Genomic DNA, 24,645 nt, shown 5'->3' with positions numbered 1-24,645 from the left:
GTTTCCGGAAAGAGGCTGACCTTGGATCTGCAAGAACTCGACAAGCACCTGTTGCAGGCTCATCCGGATAATGATGTGCCTGCGCTGATCCGGCTGTACCACGAGGCAGCCGACCGGGCCGAGCAAAATCAGGATCTCGACGCCGCTTGTTTTTACCTTACGCATGCGTTTGTGTTCGCGCTGGAATACGGCGCGCCCGAAGCGGATGAGTTGAACCGAAAACTATACGAACGCGGCCGCGCCCATCGTTTGGTGTTCTGACGAAATCGGTGTAGTTGGGGTATCGTGCTGGCAAAGAGACAAAGCATGACCCATTTCACCTTTCTGTGCCTCGAAGATTTCCCGCTTGCTGCCTTGTCCATGGCCATCGACCCGCTGCGCGTGGCCAATGAGATCAGCCGCAGCGATGGTCTTGGCTGGACTGTCGTTTCGGAAGATGGACAACAGGTCATGTCCAGCTCACGCCTCAGCATCAACCCTGACAAGGCATTGCCCGAGGTGGAGGAAACCGACGTCGTGCTGGTCTTTGCCGGGGCCTCAGCCCGGTTGAAGGATCGCAAGGCTTCGGGCGGAGCGCTGCGGCGGCTATTGTCCCGTGGCGCGCGGATCGGTTCGGTCAGCGGCTCACTTTTTGCGCTGGCGGAAGAAAAGTTCTTCGATGGTTACAGCTGTAGCGCGCATTTCTGCTATACCGCTGCTTTGAAGGAACAATTCGACAGGGTGAACCTGTGTGACACGCTCTATACGATAGATCGCAACCGAATGTCCTTTGCCGGGACTTCAGCGGTGTTTGAATTCATGCTGGGCGTGATTTCGGACGAGGTGTCCGATGCGGTTGCCGTCGAAACCGCCTGCTGGTTCCAATACGCGACTTTGCGCGATGCGGATACGTTGCAGGTTTTGCCGGGCTACAGCAAAAATCAGACCCGCAATGCCCTGCCGCGCCCGGTTCGACGGGCCATCGAGTTGTTTGCAAACAACATCGAAAACAAGATCTCGATCGAGCAGGTTTCGAAACGCGTTGGCATGTCCATCCGGCAATTGGAACGGCATTTCAAGAAGGAAACCGGGATCAGTCCCGGAGGGTACTATCGCAGGCTGCGACTGGATGCGGCGCGGCAGAAGCTGCTTTACACCGACCAGTCTTTGCAGGAAATCGCGCTTTCGGTCGGGTATGACAGCGCCAGTTCGTTTTCAAGCAACTATCGGCGCGAATTCGGTCTGCCGCCGACACAGGAACGCAAGGAACGAAGCCGCGGCGCCAGACACGCGGCTTTGTCCTTTGGGCACCGTCCTTCACAGGGCCCTGGCCACCTCGATCAGCATGTGGTGAACTGAAATCGCATAGCTGCGTGGCGCGTAGACCGAGAAATCCGTTCCCGCCTCATTGCAGCGCAGCAGGCACCCCACATGGTGGATTGCAGTGCGGTTGAAAGCTCCAACCTGCATCTGCTCGACATCCAGAACGGTCAGGCGTTGCAGCAAGCCTGTGGCACCCTGCCCGGTCATGTCGATGCGTGTGAACGCGTCAGACTGATCGGTCACCGACGCCATGCCGGCCAGCTCGGCCTCCATACGCCTGGCCAACTCCAACGGGCCTGCAAAAGCTTCCTCGCAAAGATACTGATCCGGGCCCAGCCAGTGCAGGTTTCTGGTTTCGCCCTTTTCCCATTGCCCCGCCTCAGGCGCAGGGGTTCCGCAAACGGTTTGAAGTTTGGCTTTGACGGCTTCCTCCTGTCCCAGCCGGGCCGAGACGGATGCCAGTGCCACATCCTCTTGTTCCTGAAAGGTCAGAGGTCCGACCACGTTCCGTTTTGGTTCGGTGCCGCCAATGGCGGTCTTGGCAACAAAATCACGCACGGAGCCGTTCTCCTTCGGGGTCAAGGAAATGCGCGCTGACAAGCGTCGCTTTGATGTTGGTGTCATCCACCGGGCTGACAATCTGTACGGTGTCGCCCAATCGCTGCGCCCCGCGTTTTACAAAGGCCAGGCCGATGCTGCTGGACAGGTGCGGCGAATAGGCAGCCGATGTGACATAGCCCAGATCGTTTTCCGGCACGTGCGGCGCATCTTCGTCGAACACATGGCCACCGGCCAGCACGGTATCGGCAGTGTTGACCGGCTGAATGCCGACCAAAGCCAGGCCATCCGGATCCGTCAGAGCTTCGCGAGCGCTGAGCGTCGCACCGATACTGTCTTTCTTGGCCGAGACCATGCGCCCCATGCCTAGGTCGTGGGCGCTGGTGGTTCCGTTCAGTTCGTTTCCGGTGGCGTGCCCCTTTTCGATACGCAGAACACCAAGCGCTTCGGTGCCATACGGCGTTAAGCCAAAGGGTTCCCCAAGCGCCATCAAATGTCGGATCAGCGCGTCACCGTAACGGGTTGGCACGGCCAGCTCATAGGCCAGTTCACCCGAGAACGAGATACGGAACAGCCGCGCCGAGATCCCCCCGGCAATGGTCACCTCGCCACACGCCATGAAGGGGAAACCTTCGTTGCTGATGTCATAGCCGTCATCAACGACCTTTTGCAGCAACTCACGGGATTTCGGGCCCGCTATGGCATATTGTGCCCAGGCGTCGGTGGTCGAGATCATTTGCACATCCATGTCCGGAAACAGGCATTGGCGCACGAACTCCATGTGGCGATAGACACCAACCGCGTTTGCGGTTGTCGTGGTGACCACAAAGTGATCCTCGGCCAGGCGGGCGGCGGTGCCGTCATCCATGGCAATACCGTCTTCGCGCAGCATCAGACCATAACGGGTCTTGCCCACCGGCAGTTTGGCAAAGCCGTTGCAATAGATCTTGTTGAGGAACTCTGCCGCATCCGCGCCCTGCACGTCGATTTTGCCCAGCGTGGTCACGTCGCAGACGCCGACACCGCTGCGTACGGCCAGAACTTCGCGATCCACGGATTCGCGCCAATGGGTCTCACCAGCCTTGGGGAACCACTGCGCACGCAGCCAGGGGCCCACCTCGACGAATACCGCGCCCTGTTCTTCGGCCCATTGGTGGCTGGGCGTCAGTCGCGTCGGTTTGAATTCTTTCCCGACCGATCGCCCGGCCCAGGCCCCCATCGCCACCGGCGTGTAAGGTGGCCGGAAGATGGTTGTGCCGGTTTCGGGAATGCTCTTGCCGGTGATCTCGGCCATCACGGCCAGCGCGCCGACATTCGCGGTTTTGCCCTGATCGGTCGCCATGCCAAGGGTGGTATAGCGTTTCAGATGCTCGACACTGCGGAAGCCTTCCTGTTCGGCCAGTTTGACGTCCTTGACGGTCACGTCATTCTGGAAGTCCAGCCAGGCGCGGCCTTTGCCGGGCACGTGCCACAGCGGGGTGATACGGATCTCATCATCCTCGGCTTTCGGCAGGTCGACCGGGCAGGCCCTGATCCCCAGCCCGTCAAGCGCCGCAAGTGCCGCATTGGTGCCCGAGGCGACCGCCCCGTGGCTGGTCAGGTTGCCAGCGGCGGCACCGGCGACGACCATACCCTTCGGCAGTTCGGCCGGCGGGATGAAGGTTGCAAGCGGTTCGAACCATTGCGGGCGACCGCGTTGGTGGCATGTCAGTTGCACATTCGGATTCCACCCACCCGAAACGCCCAGACCGCTGACTTCGATGGGGCGGGTCTGACCGTCGGCCATCTGCACGGTGATCGATTTCAGCCCCAGACGACCCTGCGCGTTGGTCACATGCGCCCCGGCCAGCAACTCACACTCGGCGATGCGCGGAGCATCGTGGCGCGGGTCGATCACGGCAACAACCTTGATCCCGGCTTTGATCAGATCCTGAGCGGCGCGGTGTCCTTCATCGTTGTTGGTGAAGATTGCCACGCGCTGGCCCGGCGTCACAGCCCAGCGGTTTGCATAGGCCCGCATCGCGCCCGCCAGCATTATGCCCGGTCGGTCGTTGTTTTCGAAAGCAATCGGACGTTCGGTAGAGCCGGCACAAAGCACCGAGTGTTTCGCGTAAATGCGCCACAGAATCTGGCGTGGTTTCCCCGCCTCGGGCACCGCAAGGTGATCCGAGACCCGCTCAAGCGCGCCGTGAATGCCGTGATCATAGGCGCCGAACACGGTGGTGCGCGTCAGAAGGCGCACATTGTCCATCGACGCCAGCTCTCCCAGTGTCTGCGTGACCCAATCGGCATTCGATATGCCCTCGAACCGGTCACAATCAGACAACAGACGCCCACCCATCCGGCTGTCTTCGTCCGCCAGAATGACCCGCGCGCCAGACCGCGCTGCCGTCAACGCCGCGATCAGGCCGGAAGGACCGGCGCCGATAACCAGGACATCGCAATGCAAATAGCCCTTGTCGTAGATATCCGGGTCGGCCTGCTGCGTCAGGCTGCCCAGACCGGCCGCCTTGCGGATCATCGGCTCATAGAGCTTTTCCCAGAACGCCTTGGGCCACATGAAGGTCTTGTAATAGAAACCCGCCGTCAAAAAGGGCGAAAGCCGATCATTGATCGACAGCGCATCGAAGGCGAGCGAGGGCCAGCGGTTCTGTGATGTCGCCTCGAGCCCGTCGAACAGTTCGACCGTGGTCGCGCGTGTGTTGGGCTCCTGCCGGTTGCCCGTGCGCAGCTCGACCAGCGCGTTGGGCTCTTCCGAGCCCGAGGCCAGCACACCGCGTGGACGGTGGTATTTGAACGAACGGCCAACCAACCGCTCGTCATTGGCCAGCAACGCCGAGGCCAGCGTATCACCCTGATAGCCTTCGTAGGATTTGCCATCGAAGGTAAAGCGCAGCTTTTTGGACCGGTCGATCAGACCGCCCTGCAAACGATTGTTCTGGGTCATTTTCCCCGTCCCGTCTTGCGGGCTACATCCCGCGCCAGTTCCGTTGCCAGAATTTCATGGGTCAGCGTGTCGCGTGTCACAACCAGCCACGAGCGGTCGCCCTGCTCGTGAAACCACAGCTCTCGGTGGGTTCCTGCCGGGTTGTCGCGCAGGTAGACATAGTCGTGAAACTCGGCGGCGGCCGTGTCGGATTGCCAGTCGGGCCGATTGATCAGGCTCGCGTCACCCAGATAGGTGAATTCCGACGCGTCACGCGGGCCAAGCAGTGGATGATTGATGATCATGTCCGGGCCTCCTCAGTGCAGGTTGGGCTGTGCGCCCACGCCTTTTTCGTCAATCATCCGCCCGGTTCTGAAACGGTCCAGACGATAGGCAGTTGCAACGTCATGCGGTCGGTCGGTGGCCATCAGATGCGCGAAACAAAAACCAGATGCTGGCGTTGCCTTGAACCCGCCGTAGCACCAGCCACCATTGAAATAGAGCCTTTCAATTCCGGTGTGATCTATGAACGGCGAACCATCCATCGACATATCCATCACACCGCCCCACATCCGCAGCAGGCGCGCGCGGCCGATCATCGGCATCAGGGACATGCCGCCTTCGGCCACGTCCTCGACCACGGGCAGGTTGCCGCGTTGTGCATAGGTGTTGTAGCCATCGATATCGCCGCCAAAGACCAGACCGCCCTTGTCCGATTGGCTCACATAGAAATGTCCGGCGCCATAAGTGATCACTCCGTCAAGCACCGGTTTCAGCCCTTCGGTCACAAAGGCCTGGAGCACGTGGCTTTCGATCGGCAGGCGCATCCCCGCCTGTGCCATCACGCGCCCGGAAGACCCGGCAACCGCCACGCCCACCTTCTTGGCGCCGATGTAACCCCGTGTGGTTTCAACACCCAGCAGTTTTCCGTTTTCGATGCGGAACCCGGTGACTTCGCAATTCTGGATGATGTCGACCCCCCGTTGATCCGCGGCACGGGCATAGCCCCAAGCGACACCGTCATGACGTGCCGTACCACCGCGGCGATGCAACAGACCGCCCTTGATCGGAAAGCGTGCATCGTCAAAGTTCAGGAACGGATACATCGCACGAACGCCCTCTGCATCCAGCATTTCCGCCCCAGAGCCGGTGAACATCATCGCGTTGCCACGACGACGATACGCGTCACGCTGCGCGTCCGTATGACAGAGGTTCAGAATACCGCGCTGACTGACCATCGCATTGTAGTTCAGGTCCTGTTCAAGATTTTCCCACAGTTTCAGCGACAGCTCATAGAATGGCTGGTTGCCATCCAACAGGTAATTGGCGCGAATGATCGTTGTATTGCGCCCCACGTTGCCGCCACCGATCCAGCCTTTTTCCAGAACCGCCACCCTGGCGGCGTTGTGTTCCTTGGCCAGATAGTATGCCGTCGCAAGGCCGTGGCCGCCGCCGCCGATCACGATGAAATCATAGCTTGATTGAGGCTCAGGATCGCGCCAAGCCGGTGTCCAGCCCCGGTGCCCTTTCAAAACCTGCCGCATGATCGCGAGTGCCGAATACCGCATGAATATGTGTCCTTAACCCTCAGTGCGCCGAAGCATCATGTGCCGCCGGGAAAGCCCCAGTCACGACGTAATCCGTCACGGAGTTTATCGGTTGCGACAATTTTCAGGCCGGTATTGAGATTGATTGGCGCGCGATCGGGCAGTTTTCCGGGCGTCCACCATGACCGCGGCGTTGAGGTTGCAGGACTAAAAAGCAACGCACCTGTTGAGGGGATCAGAACCTCAACAATTCAATCGTATGCCCGGCGGGCAGGTCTTCGATCTCGGCCGGTATGATCGCCAACCCGTCTGCCTGCGCCAGCAAGGCAACACGGCCACTGTAGGCGGGCGCCATCAGACGTACATTGGGAAGGCCACGCGGCGAGGTGCCGTCAATCTGGACCGGACGATATTCCTGCCGACCCGCGCGACGCTGCACGGGTTCAGCCAGCACGGCCTGAACAGTTATCTGAGGTCTGTGGCACAAGCCTGCGCGCCGCGCCATCATCTGCGACCCGATTATCTGCCATGTCACATAGGCTGACACCGGGTTGCCGGGCAGACCAACGTAAAGAGCGCGCCCGCGCCGCCCGAACATGACCGGTTTACCGGGCTTCATCGCCACTTTCATGACATCGGTTTCACCGCCAATCGCGCTGAACAGCCGGGGCATGTGATCTTCATCCCCGACTGACACGCCCCCAGTCGTGGCGATGAGGTCCGAGGCATCGCATGCCTCGCGCAGAACTTGTTCCAGACGGGTCGGGTCATCCTCGACCGGTCCCAGGTCGGTCAGTTCGATCCAGGGTTTTTGCAACAGCGCCAGCAGCATATAACGGTTCGAGTTGTAGATTTGGCCGGGGCCGAGGGGTTCGCCCGGTTGACGCAGTTCGCTGCCTGTCGAAAAGATCGTGACCTTCAGTTTTCGAAACACCAGGACCTCACCATACCCTGCGGATGCCAGGGCGGCCATCTCGCGCGGTCCAATTTGACAGCCCCGTCGCAGGACCGGACTCCCGGCACAAAGATCTTCCCCCGCACGCCGGATATGCTGGCCGGGTTTCGGGCGGCGGCTGAATCGAATCCTGTCGATCAGAAGATCGCAATCTTCCTGCATCAGCACGGCATCGAATTCAGGCGGCACCGGAGCGCCCGTAAAAATGCGCAAAGCGCTGCCTTCGGGGGCATCATGGTCGCCGCAGTCACCCGCGGCCACGCGCCCGGCGATGGGCAGCTCAAACACCGGCCCATCACCCAGATCACCAGTGCGGACGGCATAGCCATCCATGGCCGAGTTGTCGAAGGCAGGCATATCGACCTTGCTGGCGCAATCCTCGGCCAGAACCCGGCCTATTGCTTGTTCCAGCGGCAAAATCTCGGTTTCAGTGACAGGATCGGCGACGGAAAGACCGCGCTCAAGGGCGTCCTCGACAGTCAGATACATGTGGGCGTGGCGGTCACAGGCACATCCATCAGCCATTTTGAGTCTCCGAAAATATTAAGCGTCCTGCAAATCCCGGCTGTTCGGCCGGATCGGGATTGGGCAGGCCGGCCTTGAATTCTTCCAAATCCGAGCTGGGATCAGCAACGAACGGCAGCGTATCCATGCCATACCGACCATGCGCGGCGCGACCTATGCCGTCATCGCCTTCTTGCTCGGACGACAAATCCGGCTCGGGTTGGCCGCAAAGCTCAAACACGCGCGCGCAGTCAGAGTTCATGCCAAGGGTGGGCGTTACGGAGGGCAGCCCCGCCAACCTCTTGAAGCCCTCGGTATCCCCGGCAGGGGTTGGTGCAGATAGCGTCAGCCAAGTGTTCATCCGTCCCTCCGGAGCTCAGGCCGCCCGGCGGGACCCCCCCGCAGGTCAGCCGAAACGCTGATCATCACCGGCAAAAGGACGCGATGGTTTTTGTCGCACGGTCCGGCCAGAAATTCCCGGCCAATGGACAGCAAGGCGGGTTTACTGTCATTGACATAGGTCATGATCCGCGTTCGGGCGCCCCATCAGGAAGGGCACATTGCCGCCTCTGTCGATTCCGCAGGTATTGAAATCACAACCGCAGCGCTGCGCTGGCCCTTTGGTCGGTTTCGAAAGGAAAAAGGCCGGCTTGGTCGCGAAAAGTCGACAAGTGCAGGTGTCGGGGTCTTTTTCAGCAGATCTCGGCCGAATGCCAGACGTTCTTGACCGTCATGTAATTCTCAAGGCCTTCGGTTCCGCCTTCCCGACCATAGCCACTGGATTTCACGCCCCCAAAGGGCGTTTCCGGCATCGATGCTTCAAGCGTGTTGATCGACAGATTGCCGACCTCGACCTCGTCAATCAGACGGTCGATGTAGTCCGCCCGATTGGTGAAAGCGTACCCCGCCAGCCCGTAGGGAATTGAATTCGCCAGATCGACCGCCTCATCCAGCGAAGCCACCGGGTTGATCACCGCAACCGGTCCAAACGGCTCTTCGCGCATGATCCGCGCCGCTTTAGGAACGTTCAATAACACCGTCGGTTCAAAGAAATATCCCCGCTCACCAAGCCGCGATCCGCCTGTGGCAAGCGTTGCCCCTTGTGCCACTGCGTCTTCAACCAGCTCTGACAAGGCTGGCACGCGCCGGTCGTTGGCCGTTGGGCCCATTTCAACGGTTGCGTCAAGCCCATTGCCGACAACCGTGGCCTTGGCCCTTGCAACAAACCCGGCCGCATAGGCGTCAAAAATGCTCTCATGCGCGAAGAAACGGGTTGGCGAAGTGCAGACCTGACCGGCATTGCGCATTTTGCGGACCGCGCCTGAAACGGCCGCCGATTGCACATCCGTATCTTCGCAAACGATGACCGGCGCGTGGCCGCCCAGCTCCATGAGCACTCGGGTGTCGTGTTGGGCCGCCAAAGTGGTCAAATGACGCCCGACGGTTGTCGATCCGGTGAAGGCCACCATGCGAACGGGGTCCTGCGGGATCAGATGGCCGGATATCTCGGATGGTTCACCGAAAACCAAATTCAGAACCCCTGCTGGCAGACCGGCATCTTCGAACGCTTTTGCTATGTGCAAAGCGCCGGCAGGCGTTTCTTCTGCCGCTTTCAGGATCACCGAACAGCCCGAGGCCAAAGCACCGGCGATTTTCCGGGCAGGTTGGCTCATGGGGAAGTTCCACGGCGAAAATGCCGCGACAACGCCGACAGGCTGGTGATGAACTGCAAATTTGTGACCCTGAGCTGCCGGAATGATCCGTCCATAGGTTCGCATCGCCTCGCCCGCATCCCATTCAAAGAACTCGGCGCCGCGAATGACCTCCAGCCGGGCCTGCTTCAAAGGCTTGCCATGTTCCAGAGTAATGGAATGCGCGATTTCTTCCTGCCGCTGACGCATGAAGTTTGCCGCCCGCAGGATCGTATCCGCGCGTTCCCGCGGCGATGTGCGGCGCCACAGTCTAAATCCTTCGACGGCCGCTTGCAGCGCGTCGTCCAGGTCTTTCACCGATGCGCAAGGCAATCGCCCGAGTTCTTCCTCGGTTGCCGGGTTGACAACCGGGATATCGCGCCCGGTTTTTCGCCACGTGCCGCCAATGAACAGCCTGAGCTCTGGATACATGAAACCGGCGCCTCCATTTGCCTTGATTTTTGATCGCGCGATGCCTCGCATGAGTTCAAGTGCATTGCGCGAATACGGATATCAAATTGGCGAATATCTGGTCTGTCTGCTCTGCGCCGCCCGATGCAGAGCCGTTTTGAAAGCGCGCCCCGCGGGCGACAGATCGTCGTCGGCACGGAAGGACACTCCAATCGGCCCCTGCCCGAACGGAACCTCCCAGGCCAGCTGAGCAAGATGGTTGTTTTCGATATCCTGGACGACGACCTCGGCAGGCATAAGGCCGATCAGGTCGCGGGATTGCAGCAGCGCCCGGTTCGTCAGGTAAGACACGGATTCAATGGCGACCGGTGGCACGTACTGCTGTTGGCCGACGAAAAAATGATCCGCCTGACGTCGCAACGTGGTCTCTTGCGGGGGAAGAATCCAGCCAAACGGCTTGGTTTGCGCAAAGGTCACGGCGTCCCGCCCAGCCAGCGGGTGTTGAGGGCCGACAATGGCCAATATCCGATCCTCGAACAGTTTTTCCTGTCGAATCTTGTCGCGATGCCGGTGCGACGGCAGGCGTCCTACAACCATGTCGATCTCACCCGACAGCAGCCGGGGCATGAGCACCTCGTTGGTCCCCTCGCTGATCTTGACTGCAACGTTCGGGCGGTCTTCCAGCAGCAGCTCGATGGCGGCAGGCAACAGGCTGGTTGACGCCGCAAGCAGTGTGCCCACCACGACACGGCCGGAATTTCCTTCGTTCAGATCGTCCATTTCCTGCGCGGCATTCGACACCTGCGCAAATATCAGCTTCCCGTGACGTATGAGAGTTTCGCCAAAAACCGTTGGCACGACGCCTCGGTTGGTGCGCGTGAACAGCTTGACTTCGAAGTCCAGTTCAAGATCCTGAATCATCTTGGTTGCCGCTGGCTGAGATATTCCCAGCTCACGCGCGGCATTCTGAATGTTTCCATGCGCGCCCACCGCGACCAGCAAACGCAGCTGGCGCAGCTTCAGGCGGGTCAAGGCGCGGTCAACGATGCGAGAGTGACGCCCAACCATGGCTACAGCACAATCGGCTTGCAAAGCTGATCCAGCTTGGACAGCACGCTCATGGCCGCAAGCGCCGAGCTTCGCGGGTTGTCGGGCAGCGCGGTGCCGCTGATCCGGAACTGAAACGTGCCGAAATCGCCTTCGGCCTCGACCTCGTGAATGTTCTTTTGGATCGTCGGATCGGCGATCAGACGAACCTGTGTGCTATCGAACCCCACACCCGCCAAGGCGACGGCGGCGGCGACATTTGCGTTCTTTGGGTAAGCCAGCGCCGCCTCTCGCGCCGAACCCTGAAAATGGGTTTCAGCCGCGGTGATATTGCCGAGGTCAAGACTGTGTTCGGCAAGGGATCCCTTCCACCCCGCCGGCGGCTTGCGCCCCACATATGTGACGGATTTGAGCGGCCCGACCGCTGCGGCGCTGAGACAGTCCAGCCCGCCTATGGCACCGCTTGCCAGATGCAGCCGCGCCCCGCCCTTTCGTGCGGCCCTGTCCAGCCGGTCACTGACCTGCTGATCCGCAAGTGCGCCGGCAGAGACACTGATGATATCCAGCCCTCGTGCCAGAATGTCCGGACCCAAACCGGCCAATGCCTCGTGCCCCGCGCAATCCAGAACAATTTCGATTCCGGCCGGCAGGTCATCAACCGAACCGACTGACTTGGGCGATTTTGGATCAACGCGGTGTGGTCTGACCAGAATGGCCGCCAACTCATGCCCATGTTCTGGCAACATGCGCTGCACAAACTGCGCGATTGCGCCGGTTCCGATGACTGCGATCTTCATGTCTGGACCCTAGACCAGCATTGAAAAAATCTGAATTGGTAAGTTGGTGATATATTTTTTTCAGATATCCATTTCCCTGAAATGTCACTGGACCGACGCGCCTGGTGTGTTTTGTTCCTGTTGAAGCCACGGGGACCACGTTGGAAATGAAATACTCAAAACACGACGCGAAGGCCTATGCCCGCGAACATATGACTGGGATATGGGCAGCGGCGCTGAACCCGTTCAATGATGACCTGTCTCTGGATGAATCGGGACTGCGCGCCAACATCCGCCATTGGATCGACGATCTGGACATCCAGGGCCTTTTCGTCGCCGGCAAACAGGGCGAGTTCTTTTCGATGAGCATCGAAGAGCGCAAGCGCAACTTCGAAATTGCCGTTGACGAATGCGCAGGCAAAGCCGGTGTAATCGTCTCGGTCTCGGACCAGAACATGAATACGGCCTTGGACCTGGCGCATCACGCCCAGAATTGCGGCGCGGATTACATCGTTCTGCACGCGCCGGTTCTGAGCTTTGTGCAGGATCGCGGAGAGGTTTTGTACCAGTACTACAAGCGTTTTTGTGACGAACTGGATATCGGCATCGCCATGTGGAGCCATCCAGACAGCGGCTATTTGATGCAACCCGAAGAATGCGCCCGCATTGCGGACTTACCCAATATCGTTGCGATAAAATACTCGGTCCCGCGCGAGATGTACGTGAAGCTGACCCATATGGTGGGCGACAGGATCCATGTCTCGACCTCGGCTGAACATGAGTGGCTGGACAACATATTGGAACTGGACTGGAAGCTCTATCTCTGCTCGTCCCCGCCCTATCAGCTGCAAAGCAAGGTCGATCAGCGGATGAACGAATACACGCGTCTGGCCTTTGCGGGAAAGGCCGATGAAGCGCGACGTGTCTTTGACAGTCTGAACCCTGTCCGCGACGCGATGAAACGCGCGCGCCCTGCCGGCAAACCCACTGCATTCGGAAAGTACTGGCAAGAGTTGCTGGGTCAGGTCGGTGGCCATGTACGCCCGCCGATGCTGGAACTGACCGACGCCGAAAAAGCGATCATTCGCAAAGCATTTGATGAAAGCGGGCTGCGCGTCTGAGCTGGGTGAGGCCCGGCAGTATAAGGAAATCGGATAGCGAGATGCTGATAATTCCTTTGCGGTCATGGAAAATCGCGCCAAACATTTCGGGATAAGGAGTGGGACATGTCAAAACTGAAAGCGTTCAACTTTAAGGCCTGGATCGACGAACACCGCCATCTGCTCAAGCCGCCCGTAGGGAATCGTCAGGTTTGGGAAGACGCCGATCTGATGGTCACCGTTGTGGGCGGCCCGAACAAGCGAACCGATTACCACGACGACCCGGTGGAAGAATTCTTCTACCAGCTCGAAGGCGACATGGTGTTGAAAATCTATGACGGAGAGGAGTTCTATGATGTTCCGATCCGTGAGGGCGAGGTTTTTCTGCTGCCTCCGCATGTACGCCATTCGCCACAGCGCCCTCAGGAAGGCTCGATCGGGCTTGTGATTGAACCCAAGCGCCAGACCGGAGAGCTGGACGCCATCGAATGGTATTGCTTTGAATGCGGATCACTGGTGCATCGAGCGGAAATGCAGCTAAAGTCCATCGTTGATGACCTGCCTCCGGTTTATCAGAAGTTCTATGCCTCGGAACAAGACCGCACCTGCCCCAATTGTCAGGCTGTGCACCCGGGAAAGGAACCGCCCGAGGGCTGGGTCACGTTGTAAAACAAGATTAAACAGGGGAAGTAATGAGACATTTTGCAAAAATCGCCGCCTCTGCGGCTGTGTTGGCACTGGCGTCCGTGGCCGCACACGCCGAAGAGTTTCGGTTGGGTCTGATCACGCCGCCACCGCATATCTGGACCAAAGCCGCCGAAGCATTTGGGGCCGAGTTGAATGAGGCCAGTGGTGGCGCTCATTCGGTATCGGTTTTCCCGGCTCGCCAGTTGGGGAACGAGGCCGAAATGCTGCAACAATTGCAGACCGGCGCGTTGGACATGGCTTTCATGACCGTGGCTGAAGTTTCGAACCGCGCGCCCGAGTTGGGGGCATTCTATGCGCCCTATCTGGCAGATGACATTGGGCACGCGGGGCGCATCCTGCGATCTGATACGGCCAAATCCATGCTGGAACCCTTGCCGGGGCAGGTTGGTGTCGTTGGGCTGGGATATGGGATGGCCGGATTGCGCCAGATCGTCAGCCGGGGCGAGGTTTCCTCCGCCGAAGATCTGTCGGGCCTGAAACTTCGGATCACGCCCTTCACACCGATTCTGGATTTCTACAACGCGGTGGGTGCGGCACCCACGCCCATGCCCTTGCCTGCCGTCTATGATGCGCTGGCCAATGGTCAGGTCGACGCCATCGACATGGACGCCGAGCTGATCTGGGTTCTGAAATATTACGAACACGCCGACACGATCGTGCAGTCGGATCACATGATGTTCCCGATGGTCGGGCTGGTATCGGCCAAGGTCTGGGCTGGTTTGTCTGAAGAAGACCGCGCGATGATCGCGGAACTCATGGCCAAGCATGTCGACAGCACCATTGATGCCTACGTTGAAAACGATGCCAAATGGCTGGAGCAGATCGAGGGCACCGGCAAAGCCTACAAAAAGGTCGATGCCTCGTTCTTTGGCGACGCGATCGAAGAGTGGAACGGGATCTGGTCCCAAAAGACCTCTTCCCTTGACGCTTTGCGGCAGACTGCGGCAGAAACAAAATAACGAAAACGGCATGACGAAAGGGGCGCAGCTCGATCCTGCGCCCTTTTTCACGGGAGAACAGCGATGTTGTATCGGCTGTCGGCAGGCTTGGCGCGGGTCGAGTTGTGGTGCGCTGCCTTTCTGGCAGTCTGCATTGCGGTTCTGATTTTGTTGAATGTCGTGACGCGAACGGCGGGCAACGCCCTGTTCTGGGTTGATGAGCTGGCGATCTACGCGATGGTCTGGATGACTTTTCTGGGCGCGTCTTCCGCATTGCACCATCGCAGCTCGGTGTCGATCTCCATCGTTTCCGACAACGTGCCCGAACGCGCGAAACCATTGATCCGCAAGGGTGTGGACGTGGTCGTGTTTGCTTTTTCCCTTGCGATGCTGTGGTTCTGCTGGCGCTGGTTCCTTCCGCTGGACATCGCCAGCAGCGGATTTGACGTGGCGGCGTTTCAAGGTCAGACATTCAATTTCATCTACGCCGAGCCAACGCTGACCCTGGGCCTGCCAAAGTATCTGTTCTGGTTGGTGATGTGGCTTTTCGCACTGGGCGCGACGCTGCATTCCACCATGCATCTGCTGAGCGCCCCGGACAAAGGGGCACAGCCATGAGCCCCATCGTCTTTCTGGCCACTCTACTTCTGTCCGTGCCCGTGGCGATCGTTCTGGCGATCACGGCCATCTGGTACATCTGGGAAAGCGGCAACACGGTTCTTTACGACAGCTTCGCGCAGAAAATGTTCGGCGGTCTTGAGAATTACGGCCTGCTGGCAATTCCTCTGTTCATGTTGACCGGAGAATTGATGAACGAAGGCGGCATGACCCGGCGCCTGGTCGCGCTGGCCCGGGTGTTTGTCGGCGGGTTTCGCGGCGGGCTGGCCTATATCAACTTGCTGGCAAACATGTTCATGGCGGCCATCATCGGGTCTGCGACGGCGCAGATCGCGGTGATGTCGCGCGCCATGGTCCCCGCGATGGAAGAAGAAGGCTATGACAAGGGGTTCGCCGCTGCCACGACGGCCGCGGGCGGGCTGCTGGCTCCGGTCATCCCGCCGTCGATGATGTTTGTCATCTTCGGTGTTCTGGCTCAGATCCCGATTGGTGACATGTTCATTGCAGGAATCCTTCCCGGTTTGATCCTTGCCGGGGCGTTTGCATCGGTCATCACCTTGATCGGGTGGTGGCAGAGCTTTCCGAAAGGGCATTGGATGACGCGTGCCGAAGCCGTCCAGGCCTTGATCAGCGCGGCCCCTGCCCTGCTGATCCCGATGTCGATCATAGGCGGCATTCTGTTCGGGATCGCTACACCGACCGAATCCGCCGCAATCGCGTCCCTGATCGCGTTTCTGGTGGGCTGGTTGGTCTACGGGGACCTGAAGCCGAGCAACCTGGCACAGATGTTCAAACGCACGGCGGCCAACGCGTCGATGATCCTGTTCATGATCGCGGCCGCCAGTGTGTTCGGCTGGGTCATCATCTATGAGGAAATACCTCAGCAACTGGCTGGGTTGATCACCTCGGTCACCTCGGACCCGTTCGTGTTCCTGCTGATCGTGAATCTGGCGCTTTTGCTGGTTGGAATGGTGATCGATGGCATCGCCGCGATCATCCTGATCACTCCGATCCTGCTGCCGATTGCAACCGGTTCATACGATATCAGCCCCTATCAGTTCGGCATTGTTGCCTGCCTGAACCTTGTGCTTGGGCTGCTGACGCCCCCGGTCGGGATCGGATTGTACATCGCCTCATCCATGAGCGGCACATCGCCCGGTTCGATCCTGAAATCGCTTTGGCCTTTCCTGATCGCGGTAACTTTGGTGTTGCTTCTGCTCAGCTATTACCCAAGCCTGTCAACGCTGCTGATCTGAACCAGATGCGTTTGCAGGCGTATTCCGTCGCAGACATGGCGCCGGAAATCTCGCTCTACTTAACGGCGCCCGTCAGCTAAGCTGGTCTGAACATGCCAATTGGTCACAAATAGGACAATCATGCTGCTCGACACTCCGATCTGCGATTTCGGTTGGAACGCCCCGGACTTCACGCTCAAAGACCCGAACGGTCGGGCCTTCAAGATGTCCGATCACCTGCAAAACGGGTTGCTGATCGCCTTCATCTGCAATCATTGCCCCTATGTCAAAACGATCACGGACCGGCTTGCCCAGGACACGGACCTGCTGATGTCCAAGGGTATCGGCGTGTTAGCGGTCATGTCGAACGACTATCGCGATTACGCCGAAGATTCGCCGCTGAACATGTTGGAATTCGCACGGCAGAACGGCTTCAACTTTCCATATCTCGTGGACGAAGATCAATCCGTAGGAAAGGCTTATGGTGCTGTCTGCACTCCGGATTTCTTCGGATTGAATGCGGACGGAAAGTTGCAGTACCGGGGCCGTCTGGACAATCTGGGTCGCGGCCAGACAGGCAAGCGCGAACCAGAATTGGTCAATGCGATGCTGCAAATTGCCGAGACCGGGCAAGGCCCCCAAGATCAGACACCATCAATGGGATGTTCGATCAAATGGACCCGAGGCTAGGCCATGGGGATCACGTCACTGGATCATGTCAACCTGCGCACCACGCGTTTGGACGAGATGATCGAATGGTACTGCAACGTGCTGGGGATGCGGATCGGGCCACGCCCGCCCTTCCCTTTTCCCGGAGCCTGGCTTTATGTCGAAGAAAACGCCTTTGTGCATCTGGTCGGTGTCGAGGCCGAGGCCACGGGTTCGGACGCAGACCTGAAGCTTGAGCATTTCGCTTTTTCGGCGACAGGGTTGGATCGGTTCGAAGCGCATCTCAAAACAAATGGCGTCTCCTATCGCCGTGTGGAACTGACAGCGATCGACACCGTTCAGTTGAACGTCTGGGATCCGGACGGCAATCACATACACATCGATTTTCGGACCGACGAATAGAGATGGCAGGCTCCGATACCGTTTCGCGCAATGAAATTTCCTCACCCTTAAATTGAACACTTGACCGGAATTCGCGGGTCGTCCTTGATAGAGTAATGTTTTCCCGGACTGCGCCCGGGGCTGGTCCTTTCAACCAGAGGGAAATGGGGAATGCTTGGATCGGCCTGGTCGCGGCCATGCATGGTGGTCAAATGGCTGACATAGATGAATGGCTGATCCGAAACGGCTTGTCCAAATATGTCGACGCCTTCTCCCGGCACGAGGTCGAACTGGGTGATCTGCCGGAACTGAGCGACGATGACCTTGTCACGATCGGCCTGCCCCTTGGACCCAGACGCCGCTTTCTGAAAGCAATACGGGATGAAACCGGGCAGCCTGCGGGATCACATCGCGCGCATCAGGAACCCAACATCATTGCAGAGCGCAGACAGCTGACGGTCATGTTCATCGATCTTGTTGGATCGACGGCGATATCGCAAAAGCTGGATCCTGAAGATCTGGCCGAGGTTCTGAGGCTGTTCAAAGAGACCTGCGCCGCTGCGGTCGCCGCTTTTGACGGGCATATCGCCAGTTACTATGGCGACGGCATCATGGTGTTTTTTGGCTTTCCGCATGCGCATGAAGACGACCCGGAACGCGCCATTCATGCAGGTCTTAGGATCGTTCGCGAAATTCCGGAAATCCGCACGCATGCACATCTTGAAGTCCGCATAGGGATCGCGACCGGCCTGGTTGTCGTCGGTGACCTGCGGGGAGAGAAGATGTTCGAGGATGGAACCGCCATGGGCGAGACCCCGAACCTTGCCGCACGGCTTCAATCGATGGCTGATCCGGGGACAATGATCGTCGCGCCGACGACACGGGAGTTGGCGGGTGATGCGTTCGAATATGTGCGCCGTGGTACGTTTCAGTTGAAAGGCTTTGCCAAAGAGGTCGAAGCCTGGCAGGTCACCGGCACGCGCCAGACTCTCAGCCGTTTTCTTGCGGCAGACGACGCCCGGATGAGTTCATTGGTCGGGCGCGCGCAGGAGCATGAAACCCTTCAAAGCAAGTGGAAGCTGGCCCGTCAGGGTCAAGGTCAGGTGGTGCTGGTCTCGGGCGAGGCGGGCATAGGAAAATCCAGGCTGATCGAAGAGCTTCGCCGCACGATCCCGGACGCAAAACACCGACAGCTTCGATTTCAGTGTTCGCCCTTTCATGACGCAAGCGCGTTGTACCCGATCATTCGCCAGCTTGAAAACGCGGCCGAACTGCGGGCCGGTGACAGTGCGGACGAAAAATTGAACAAGATCCACGGCGTTCTGGGCGATCCTTCTGAAGGGTCTCTGAAACTGGCTGCGGCACTGTTGTCGGTCCCGTTTGAAGACAGGCTTGGCCCGCTGGACCTGACCCCTGAGCAGATCATGAAGCAGACGCTGGACATGCTGGTCAATCATGTGATCGGCCTGGCGCAGGAAACCCCGATCCTGTTGCTGTTTGAAGATGCACATTGGATCGATCCAACGACAAAGACTCTGCTTGATCAGCTTGTAACCCGGATAGAGGACGCGCGCCTGCTGATGGTCATGAGCTATCGGACAGGCTTTGATCCGGACTGGCCACAATCGCACAACCTGATGCACGTCGCGCTTCAACAACTGGATTTCGCGCAAGTCAAAGAGATCGTGAACGATGTTGCCAAGGGCAAGACCGTCCCGGGCGAAGTTCACCGTCTGATTGCCGCCAGATCCAACGGTGTCCCGCTGTTCGTAGAAGAGGTGACGAAGGATCTGCTGGAATCCGATCTTCTGACCGAACGCGCCGACGCCTATACGATCGACCGGTCCACGCCATCACCCACTGTGCCGAAAACACTGCATGACGCGTTGATGGCTCGTCTTGATCGACTGAGCTCGGCCAAGGAAGTGGCACAGATCGGCGCTGTCATTGGCCCGCAATTCTCTTATCCGATGATTGCAAGCGTGTCCCGTTTTGATGAACGGGCGTTACGTTCCGGTCTGGATTTGCTGGTGGATGCCGGGATCGTGATTGTTTCAGACTCAGAGCCCGAGGAAACGTTCAGTTACCGTCACGCTCTCATTCGCGACACCGCTTACAACAGCCTGCTGAAACGCGAGAGGCGAACGCTGCATGCGCGTGTGGTCCAAGCACTGAACTCTGCCTCGTTGCGCGAAAACTCTGCCGGTCCGGAAATTCTAGCTCATCACTACACGATGGCAGATATGCCGGACGAAGCGATAGAACACTGGTATCTGGCCGGGCAACGTGCCGTTGAACGCTCGGCCGGGATTGAAGCAGCCAAGCAGCTGGGGCGTGCGTTGGCGTTGCTTGAACAGCAGGAAGACTCGGTTGACCGCGACCGCATGGAAACCAATATCCAGACATTGCGGGCCGGCGTTCTGCGCTCGACCGCTGGCATCGCGGCCGATGAAACGGGTGCGGTGTATGCCCGGATCCGCGACCTGTGCAATCGGCTGGGCGAAACCGAACAATTGTTCCCTGTGCTCAATGGTCTCTATGCGTATCATCTGGTCCGCGGCGAATACGACCTTGCCAAGGACGTCGCGGCGCAGTTGCTGGACCTGTCCAAGCTGACCGACGAAACGCATCACATAATGATTGCCCATCGGGCCATGGGTGCCGTCTTGTTGCATATCGGGCAGCAGGACGCCGCCTATGCACATCTGCGACAAGCGTTGCGCTTGTATGATCCTCAGCAGCACAGCCGTCTTGCCTATGTCTACGGCACGGATCATGCCGCCATTACATCCTGCTTCCTGAGCATGACGGTCTGGTTGCGCGGAGAACCCGACCGCGCGCTCGAGATTCAGCATCAGGCGATCTCGGCGGCGCAGAAACTCAATCACGCTCATAGCCTGGCACAGACGCTGACATATCTGTGTATGCTGCACCTGTTGCGGCGTGAGCCTGAACAGGTTTACGACGTTGCCGCACGCCTCGAGGAACTGGCGACCAAACACACCTTCCCCTTCATGACACTGACGGCGAATGTTTGGCGGTGTTGGGCGGACGCGCAGATCAAGCCAGGCCCGGAAACGATCCGAGCAATGCGCGAGGCGTCCGAAGCCTGGTGGGCCAGCGGGGCCGGAAACTACAAGCCGGTGTTCCTGACGGCCCTTGCCGAAGCGTCATTGAAGGCGAACGACCCGAAGGCGGCTCAGCGCCTGCTGGATGAAGCCCGTGAACAGCAGGTTCTGACCAATGAAGCCTGGGCTCAGCCCGAGACGGATCGGATACAGGCGTTGGTGCGGTCCATGGACACTGCCGCAGATGATCTGTTCACGGAGGCTCTGGAAACCGCACGCAAACAGCAGGCAATAATGTTCGAACTGCGCACAGCGGTGGATTACGTGCAAACTTGCGACCGCTTTGGCTGCTCACCGGCCTCGCCGCCCGATCTTGGAAAGATTCTGGCTATGATTGTTGGCGGCGCGCAGACCCGCGATGTCGCGCGGGCCATGTCTTTGCTCAATCAATCGAAAGTGTCGTAGGGTACTTACCCGGCCAGTTCGGCGGGCAGCACCCTTCCATCCATCCTGTCGCCCCGCAGGACCACAGGCGCAAAGCTTCGCTGCGTCAACTTGGTTGCAACTCGTCCTGATATCCGAACAACGCAGGTTGACCGCCCGTGTGCAGCAGAACAACTTTCTGGCCTTTTTCGATGGCACCTTGTTCAAGCAGCCCAAGAAGCCCTGCAAAGGTTTTGGCGGAATAAACAGGGTCAAGAAAGATGCCCTCGGAGCGCGCCATCAGGGTCAACGCCTCGCGGGTTGCGCGACCGATCCGCCCATATCCGGGCGCCAAGGCGCCGTCCCAGGTATAGATGTCTTCCATGACCAAAGCAGGGTCGAAACCCATCATGGTCGCCAATCGCCCTAGGACGTTTTGCAGTCGCGCGTGCTGCTGGTTTTGATCGCGACGCACGCATATGCCGTAGACAGGCGCAGTCTGTCCGACCAAACGCAATCCGGCCAGGAACCCGCCATGGGTTGCCCCGCTTCCCGACGGCACCACTGCGGCGTCGAATTCGCTGATCTGAGTATGCAACTCGGCCGCACCCGCCACATAGCCCAATGCCCCCAGCGGAGGGTGATCTATGCCCAGATGGATCACGTATGGCTTCCGACCCATGGCAACCAGTTCCTCGGCGCGTTCGTGAAGAGCGCCGTCCGCGCCCGCCTCGTCCTCACCCTTGGGATAGCCAATATGTTCCGCCCCCAGAAGCTGTGCCAGAAGAACATTCCCGGATCGATGGTAGTACTCTCCCATATTCGTCACGCGGTCTTCCAATTGAAGAACGGATGACATTCCCAGCTTTGCCGCCGCAGCTGCCGCGGTGCGCACGAAATTGGATTGCACGGCACCTGTGATCAGGATGGTGTCCGCCCGCTGCCTCAGCGCCTCGCCCATATAAAATTCCAGCTGGCGGGTCTTGTTTCCGCCGAAGCTGAGCCCGGTTAGGTCGTCGCGCTTGATCCACAGGTCCAGCCCCAGTTGGTCAGAAAGACGCTCAAGCCGTTCGACCGGTGTGACCGATGTCATCAACCTTGCGCGGGGATAGTTTGAAAGCGCTGCGTCTATCATGGACCAGGTGCCCCTTCATTTTCATGCAAAAGACTCGTGCCGATGGATGGCACTGCTGATCAGGATAGTGAGGTTTAGGAAAGCGTGGAAGACAGCCGGTCACGCGCAAAAGCGCCCGACTGAAGCCCCCATTGGAGCTGCCAGTTTCGGATCACGGGTTTTCCGTGAAATTGCAGCGCCGAAGGGTCCGGCCGCCGGTGATCAATCACCTCTCGCTGGTGTCGCTTTCGGCGTAGTTGCGCAAATCGTCCATGTCAGCGATATCCGCGTGGTTCCTGTTGATCTTGACGCCAACGGGTTTCAACCGCGAAAACGCGCGGCTCAGGCTTTCGGGCTTCATCCCAAGACGTCCGGCGATCAGCATCTTGTCGTAAGGCAGTTCCACCTCGCAGCGACCGGAATCGCGATCGCACAGGTTCAACAGAAACTCTGCAACGCGTTGCGCCCCGGTTTGCGCCTTCAGTTGCTCCAGCTGCGCCACCAGAGCATGCAGATGCGTGAACGTCGCAGCCAGAATTGAAACGCCGATTTCCGGGTCTTCCTTCATCAGGGACAGCAGCACCGGACTGGGAATGTGCATCACTTCACAGGCTGAGACGGCTTCGGCGGACACGGGATACGGCACGTTGCGCAGCGCAACGGCCTCACCAAAGCTTTCTCCGCGGGTGAAAACGCTCACCACCGCTTCCGCCCCGGTCGGAGAGATACGGAACAGCTTGACCCAACCCGCCAGCACGACGTGCACGGCCTTGGCTTCTTCCTCTTGCAGAAAAATCGTCTCGCCACGGTCATATTGCCGCCAAATCGCTTGCCGCAGCAAAGTATCCACATGCTGATCCGGCAGGCTGCGCAGAAGCAGAGACTGCCGCGCAATCGCCTTTTGTGCCTCGTGTGACATGAAGGCACTCCCTTCTTCATCCAGTCCGGGCGATGGCCCGGGATATCATCCCCAATGCCCTGCTATGCCAAAGCCGGCGTGGCAGTGCCAGTCTTTTTCTTGACGATCAACTTGACAATTGTCATGTCACGGGGCCCGTCGCTGCCCTAGGGTCGGTTCACAGCCAGTTATCCGGGGAGCATGTCAGATGGATTTCGAGCGATTTTTCAGCCAGAGCCTCGACGCTTTGAAAGATGAAGGGAACTATCGGGTTTTCATCGACTTGCAGCGACGTTGCGGAGCCTTCCCGAACGCACGTCAGACCGATGGTTCGATCCGGCGGGATGTGCGTATCTGGTGCTCGAATGACTACCTTGGTATGGGGCAACACCCTGCGGTCATCAACGCCATGCACGACGCGCTGGAGCGTTGTGGCGCCGGTGCGGGCGGAACGCGCAACATTTCGGGCACGACGCATGACCACGTGCTGCTTGAGGCAGAGTTGGCAGATCTGCATGGCAAAGAGGCCGCTTTGCTGTTCACCTCGGGCTATGTGTCAAACTGGGCCGCTCTGGGAACGCTGGCTGCGAAGATCCCCGGTCTGATCGTTTTCTCTGATGCGCTGAACCATGCCTCGATGATCGAAGGCATCCGCCACTCACGGGCGCAGAAGGTGATATGGAAACATAATGACCTTGCGGATCTGGAGGCCAAACTGGCCGCCGCCGACCCTGACGCGCCCAAGATGATCGCCTTTGAATCCGTCTATTCCATGGATGGTGATATCGCGTCGATCAAGGAAATCTGCGACCTGGCCGATAGATACGGCGCGATGACCTATCTGGACGAAGTTCACGCCGTCGGCCTCTATGGCCCGCGCGGCGGTGGCATTGCCGAGCGTGAGGGCCTGATGGATCGCCTGACCGTGATCGAAGGCACGCTGGGCAAGGCCTTCGGCGTGGTCGGCGGCTACATCGCAGCCTCGGCCGCGCTGTGCGATTTCGTTCGCAGCTTTGCCAGCGGCTTCATCTTCACCACGGCCCTGCCGCCTTCGACCGCGGCCGGTGCTGCCGCATCTATCCGGCATCTGAAGCAGTCAAGCGCCGAGCGTGATCTGCAAAAGGCCCGTGTGGATCAGGTGCGCGCCCGTCTGGATGCGGAAGGGATACCGCATCTGCCGAACCCCAGCCATATCATCCCGGTGATGGTGGGCGACCCGGTGAAGTGCAAGTTCATCTCGGATACGCTTCTTGAAGAATTCGGCATCTACATCCAGCCGATCAACTATCCCACTGTCCCCAAGGGCACCGAACGTTTGCGGATCACGCCGTCCCCGGTCCACACAGATGAGGATATCGATCATCTGGTCGGTGCCTTGTCGGCGCTCTGGCAGCGTTGTCAGATCGCGCGGATCCCACAGGCCGCTCAGTAATCAAGGCCCCCTTTGATTGATCTATGCCGCCTCTCGGGGCGGCATTTTTTGCCTCAGACCAGATAGAGCGCAAAAATCACAACGGAAAATCCCGTCAACACCATGGTGAACCCACGCAGCCAGCTTTGGCTGCTCTCCAAATCGAGGTAGTGTTTCAGGATCACGCGGGCCTTGATCAGCGCCAACAACAGGATACCGCCAGCAATGATCGCGGTTGGTGCCCCAATCAAGGTCAGCAGCGCGGATCCCACGCTGAGGGCCAAGAGCGCAAGCCAAGCCTGGGTCAGAGGGTTCGGCGGCCCTTGGCGAGGTTCTTCTTTGGTCAAAGATGAAGGTTGGGCCAT

Annotated in this window: 23 protein-coding genes; 11 read left to right on the top strand and 12 right to left on the bottom strand. The window is 59.0% G+C overall.

Annotated elements, in window-relative coordinates:
- Positions 1-21: 21 nt before the first annotated feature.
- Both ACR0A2_RS20170 and ACR0A2_RS20165 read left to right on the top strand, forming a co-directional pair.
- A complete protein-coding gene (locus ACR0A2_RS20170) occupies positions 22-261 on the top strand; it encodes a hypothetical protein (protein WP_480836901.1) in 240 nt (79 codons plus the stop codon).
- Positions 262-306: 45 nt separating this feature from the next.
- A complete protein-coding gene (locus ACR0A2_RS20165) occupies positions 307-1,338 on the top strand; it encodes a GlxA family transcriptional regulator (RefSeq protein WP_480836899.1) in 1,032 nt (343 codons plus the stop codon).
- Here ACR0A2_RS20165 and ACR0A2_RS20160 read toward each other — a convergent pair.
- From ACR0A2_RS20160 to ACR0A2_RS20120, 9 genes are all read right to left on the bottom strand, one after another.
- Positions 1,297-1,860 (bottom strand): sarcosine oxidase subunit gamma, encoded by a 564-nt coding sequence (locus ACR0A2_RS20160; RefSeq protein ID WP_480836897.1) that lies wholly within the window; start codon positions 1,858-1,860, stop codon positions 1,297-1,299. The two genes, ACR0A2_RS20165 and ACR0A2_RS20160, sit on opposite strands and share 42 nt — an antisense overlap.
- Positions 1,853-4,807, bottom strand: a complete 2,955-nt coding sequence (locus ACR0A2_RS20155) for a sarcosine oxidase subunit alpha family protein (protein WP_480836895.1) — start codon at positions 4,805-4,807, stop codon at positions 1,853-1,855. Before ACR0A2_RS20155 ends, ACR0A2_RS20160 begins: the two co-directional genes overlap by 8 nt.
- Positions 4,804-5,091 carry a sarcosine oxidase subunit delta gene (locus tag ACR0A2_RS20150; RefSeq protein ID WP_152460339.1) on the bottom strand — a complete coding sequence of 96 codons (288 nt, stop codon included), beginning with the start codon at positions 5,089-5,091 and terminating at the stop codon, positions 4,804-4,806. Before ACR0A2_RS20150 ends, ACR0A2_RS20155 begins: the two co-directional genes overlap by 4 nt.
- A gap of 12 nt (positions 5,092-5,103) precedes the next feature.
- Positions 5,104-6,354, bottom strand: a complete 1,251-nt coding sequence (locus tag ACR0A2_RS20145; RefSeq protein WP_480836893.1) for a sarcosine oxidase subunit beta family protein — start codon at positions 6,352-6,354, stop codon at positions 5,104-5,106.
- A gap of 214 nt (positions 6,355-6,568) precedes the next feature.
- The gene (locus ACR0A2_RS20140; RefSeq protein ID WP_480836891.1) at positions 6,569-7,813 is read right to left on the bottom strand and encodes a molybdopterin molybdotransferase MoeA; all 1,245 of its coding nucleotides are present in this window, start codon (positions 7,811-7,813) and stop codon (positions 6,569-6,571) included.
- Complete coding sequence (locus tag ACR0A2_RS20135) at positions 7,806-8,153, bottom strand: hypothetical protein (protein ID WP_480836889.1); 348 nt, start codon at positions 8,151-8,153, stop codon at positions 7,806-7,808. The genes ACR0A2_RS20140 and ACR0A2_RS20135 overlap by 8 nt, the downstream gene beginning before the upstream one ends.
- 331 nt (positions 8,154-8,484) lie before the next feature.
- A complete protein-coding gene (locus ACR0A2_RS20130) occupies positions 8,485-9,915 on the bottom strand; it encodes an NAD-dependent succinate-semialdehyde dehydrogenase (RefSeq protein WP_480836887.1) in 1,431 nt (476 codons plus the stop codon).
- Positions 9,916-9,996: 81 nt separating this feature from the next.
- Positions 9,997-10,962 carry a LysR substrate-binding domain-containing protein gene (locus tag ACR0A2_RS20125; protein ID WP_480836886.1) on the bottom strand — a complete coding sequence of 322 codons (966 nt, stop codon included), beginning with the start codon at positions 10,960-10,962 and terminating at the stop codon, positions 9,997-9,999.
- Positions 10,963-10,964: 2 nt separating this feature from the next.
- Positions 10,965-11,738, bottom strand: coding sequence for an aspartate dehydrogenase (locus tag ACR0A2_RS20120; protein ID WP_480836885.1), 774 nt, complete (start codon positions 11,736-11,738; stop codon positions 10,965-10,967).
- Positions 11,739-11,884: 146 nt separating this feature from the next.
- Here ACR0A2_RS20120 and ACR0A2_RS20115 point away from each other — a divergent pair, with 146 nt between their 5' ends.
- The 8 genes from ACR0A2_RS20115 (at position 11,885) to ACR0A2_RS20080 (ending at position 20,899) form a co-directional block, all read left to right on the top strand.
- Positions 11,885-12,838 carry a dihydrodipicolinate synthase family protein gene (locus ACR0A2_RS20115; protein WP_480836884.1) on the top strand — a complete coding sequence of 318 codons (954 nt, stop codon included), beginning with the start codon at positions 11,885-11,887 and terminating at the stop codon, positions 12,836-12,838.
- 105 nt (positions 12,839-12,943) lie between these two features.
- The gene (locus tag ACR0A2_RS20110) at positions 12,944-13,486 is read left to right on the top strand and encodes a 3-hydroxyanthranilate 3,4-dioxygenase (protein WP_152460347.1); all 543 of its coding nucleotides are present in this window, start codon (positions 12,944-12,946) and stop codon (positions 13,484-13,486) included.
- A 23-nt stretch (positions 13,487-13,509) separates the two neighbouring features.
- A complete protein-coding gene (locus tag ACR0A2_RS20105; RefSeq protein ID WP_171232094.1) occupies positions 13,510-14,484 on the top strand; it encodes a TRAP transporter substrate-binding protein in 975 nt (324 codons plus the stop codon).
- 63 nt (positions 14,485-14,547) lie between these two features.
- Positions 14,548-15,081 carry a TRAP transporter small permease gene (locus tag ACR0A2_RS20100; RefSeq protein WP_480836883.1) on the top strand — a complete coding sequence of 178 codons (534 nt, stop codon included), beginning with the start codon at positions 14,548-14,550 and terminating at the stop codon, positions 15,079-15,081.
- Positions 15,078-16,337 (top strand): TRAP transporter large permease, encoded by a 1,260-nt coding sequence (locus tag ACR0A2_RS20095; RefSeq protein WP_171364398.1) that lies wholly within the window; start codon positions 15,078-15,080, stop codon positions 16,335-16,337. Before ACR0A2_RS20100 ends, ACR0A2_RS20095 begins: the two co-directional genes overlap by 4 nt.
- Positions 16,338-16,457: 120 nt before the next feature.
- Entirely contained in the window at positions 16,458-17,006 is a 549-nt protein-coding gene (locus ACR0A2_RS20090; protein WP_480446435.1) for a thioredoxin family protein, read from the top strand.
- 3 nt (positions 17,007-17,009) lie between these two features.
- The gene (locus ACR0A2_RS20085; RefSeq protein WP_480446436.1) at positions 17,010-17,387 is read left to right on the top strand and encodes a VOC family protein; all 378 of its coding nucleotides are present in this window, start codon (positions 17,010-17,012) and stop codon (positions 17,385-17,387) included.
- Between the two features lie 143 nt (positions 17,388-17,530).
- Entirely contained in the window at positions 17,531-20,899 is a 3,369-nt protein-coding gene (locus ACR0A2_RS20080) for an ATP-binding protein (protein ID WP_480836882.1), read from the top strand.
- An 85-nt stretch (positions 20,900-20,984) separates the two neighbouring features.
- Here the strand turns inward: ACR0A2_RS20080 and ACR0A2_RS20075 are convergent, their stop codons facing one another.
- A complete protein-coding gene (locus ACR0A2_RS20075; RefSeq protein WP_480836880.1) occupies positions 20,985-21,992 on the bottom strand; it encodes a D-cysteine desulfhydrase family protein in 1,008 nt (335 codons plus the stop codon).
- Between the two features lie 205 nt (positions 21,993-22,197).
- Entirely contained in the window at positions 22,198-22,890 is a 693-nt protein-coding gene (locus ACR0A2_RS20070) for a Crp/Fnr family transcriptional regulator (protein ID WP_152460355.1), read from the bottom strand.
- A gap of 187 nt (positions 22,891-23,077) precedes the next feature.
- On the opposite strand from ACR0A2_RS20070, the gene hemA reads away from it, so the two are divergent.
- A complete protein-coding gene (hemA, locus tag ACR0A2_RS20065; RefSeq protein WP_480836877.1) occupies positions 23,078-24,301 on the top strand; it encodes a 5-aminolevulinate synthase in 1,224 nt (407 codons plus the stop codon).
- A gap of 53 nt (positions 24,302-24,354) precedes the next feature.
- On the opposite strand, the gene ACR0A2_RS20060 is transcribed toward hemA, so the two are convergent.
- On the bottom strand, positions 24,355-24,645 hold the full coding sequence (locus ACR0A2_RS20060; RefSeq protein WP_152460357.1) for a cytochrome C oxidase subunit IV family protein: 291 nt from the start codon (positions 24,643-24,645) through the stop codon (positions 24,355-24,357).

The organism is Ruegeria sp. H8, from assembly GCF_056532905.1.
This window is presented reverse-complemented; position numbering and strand designations above follow the sequence as displayed.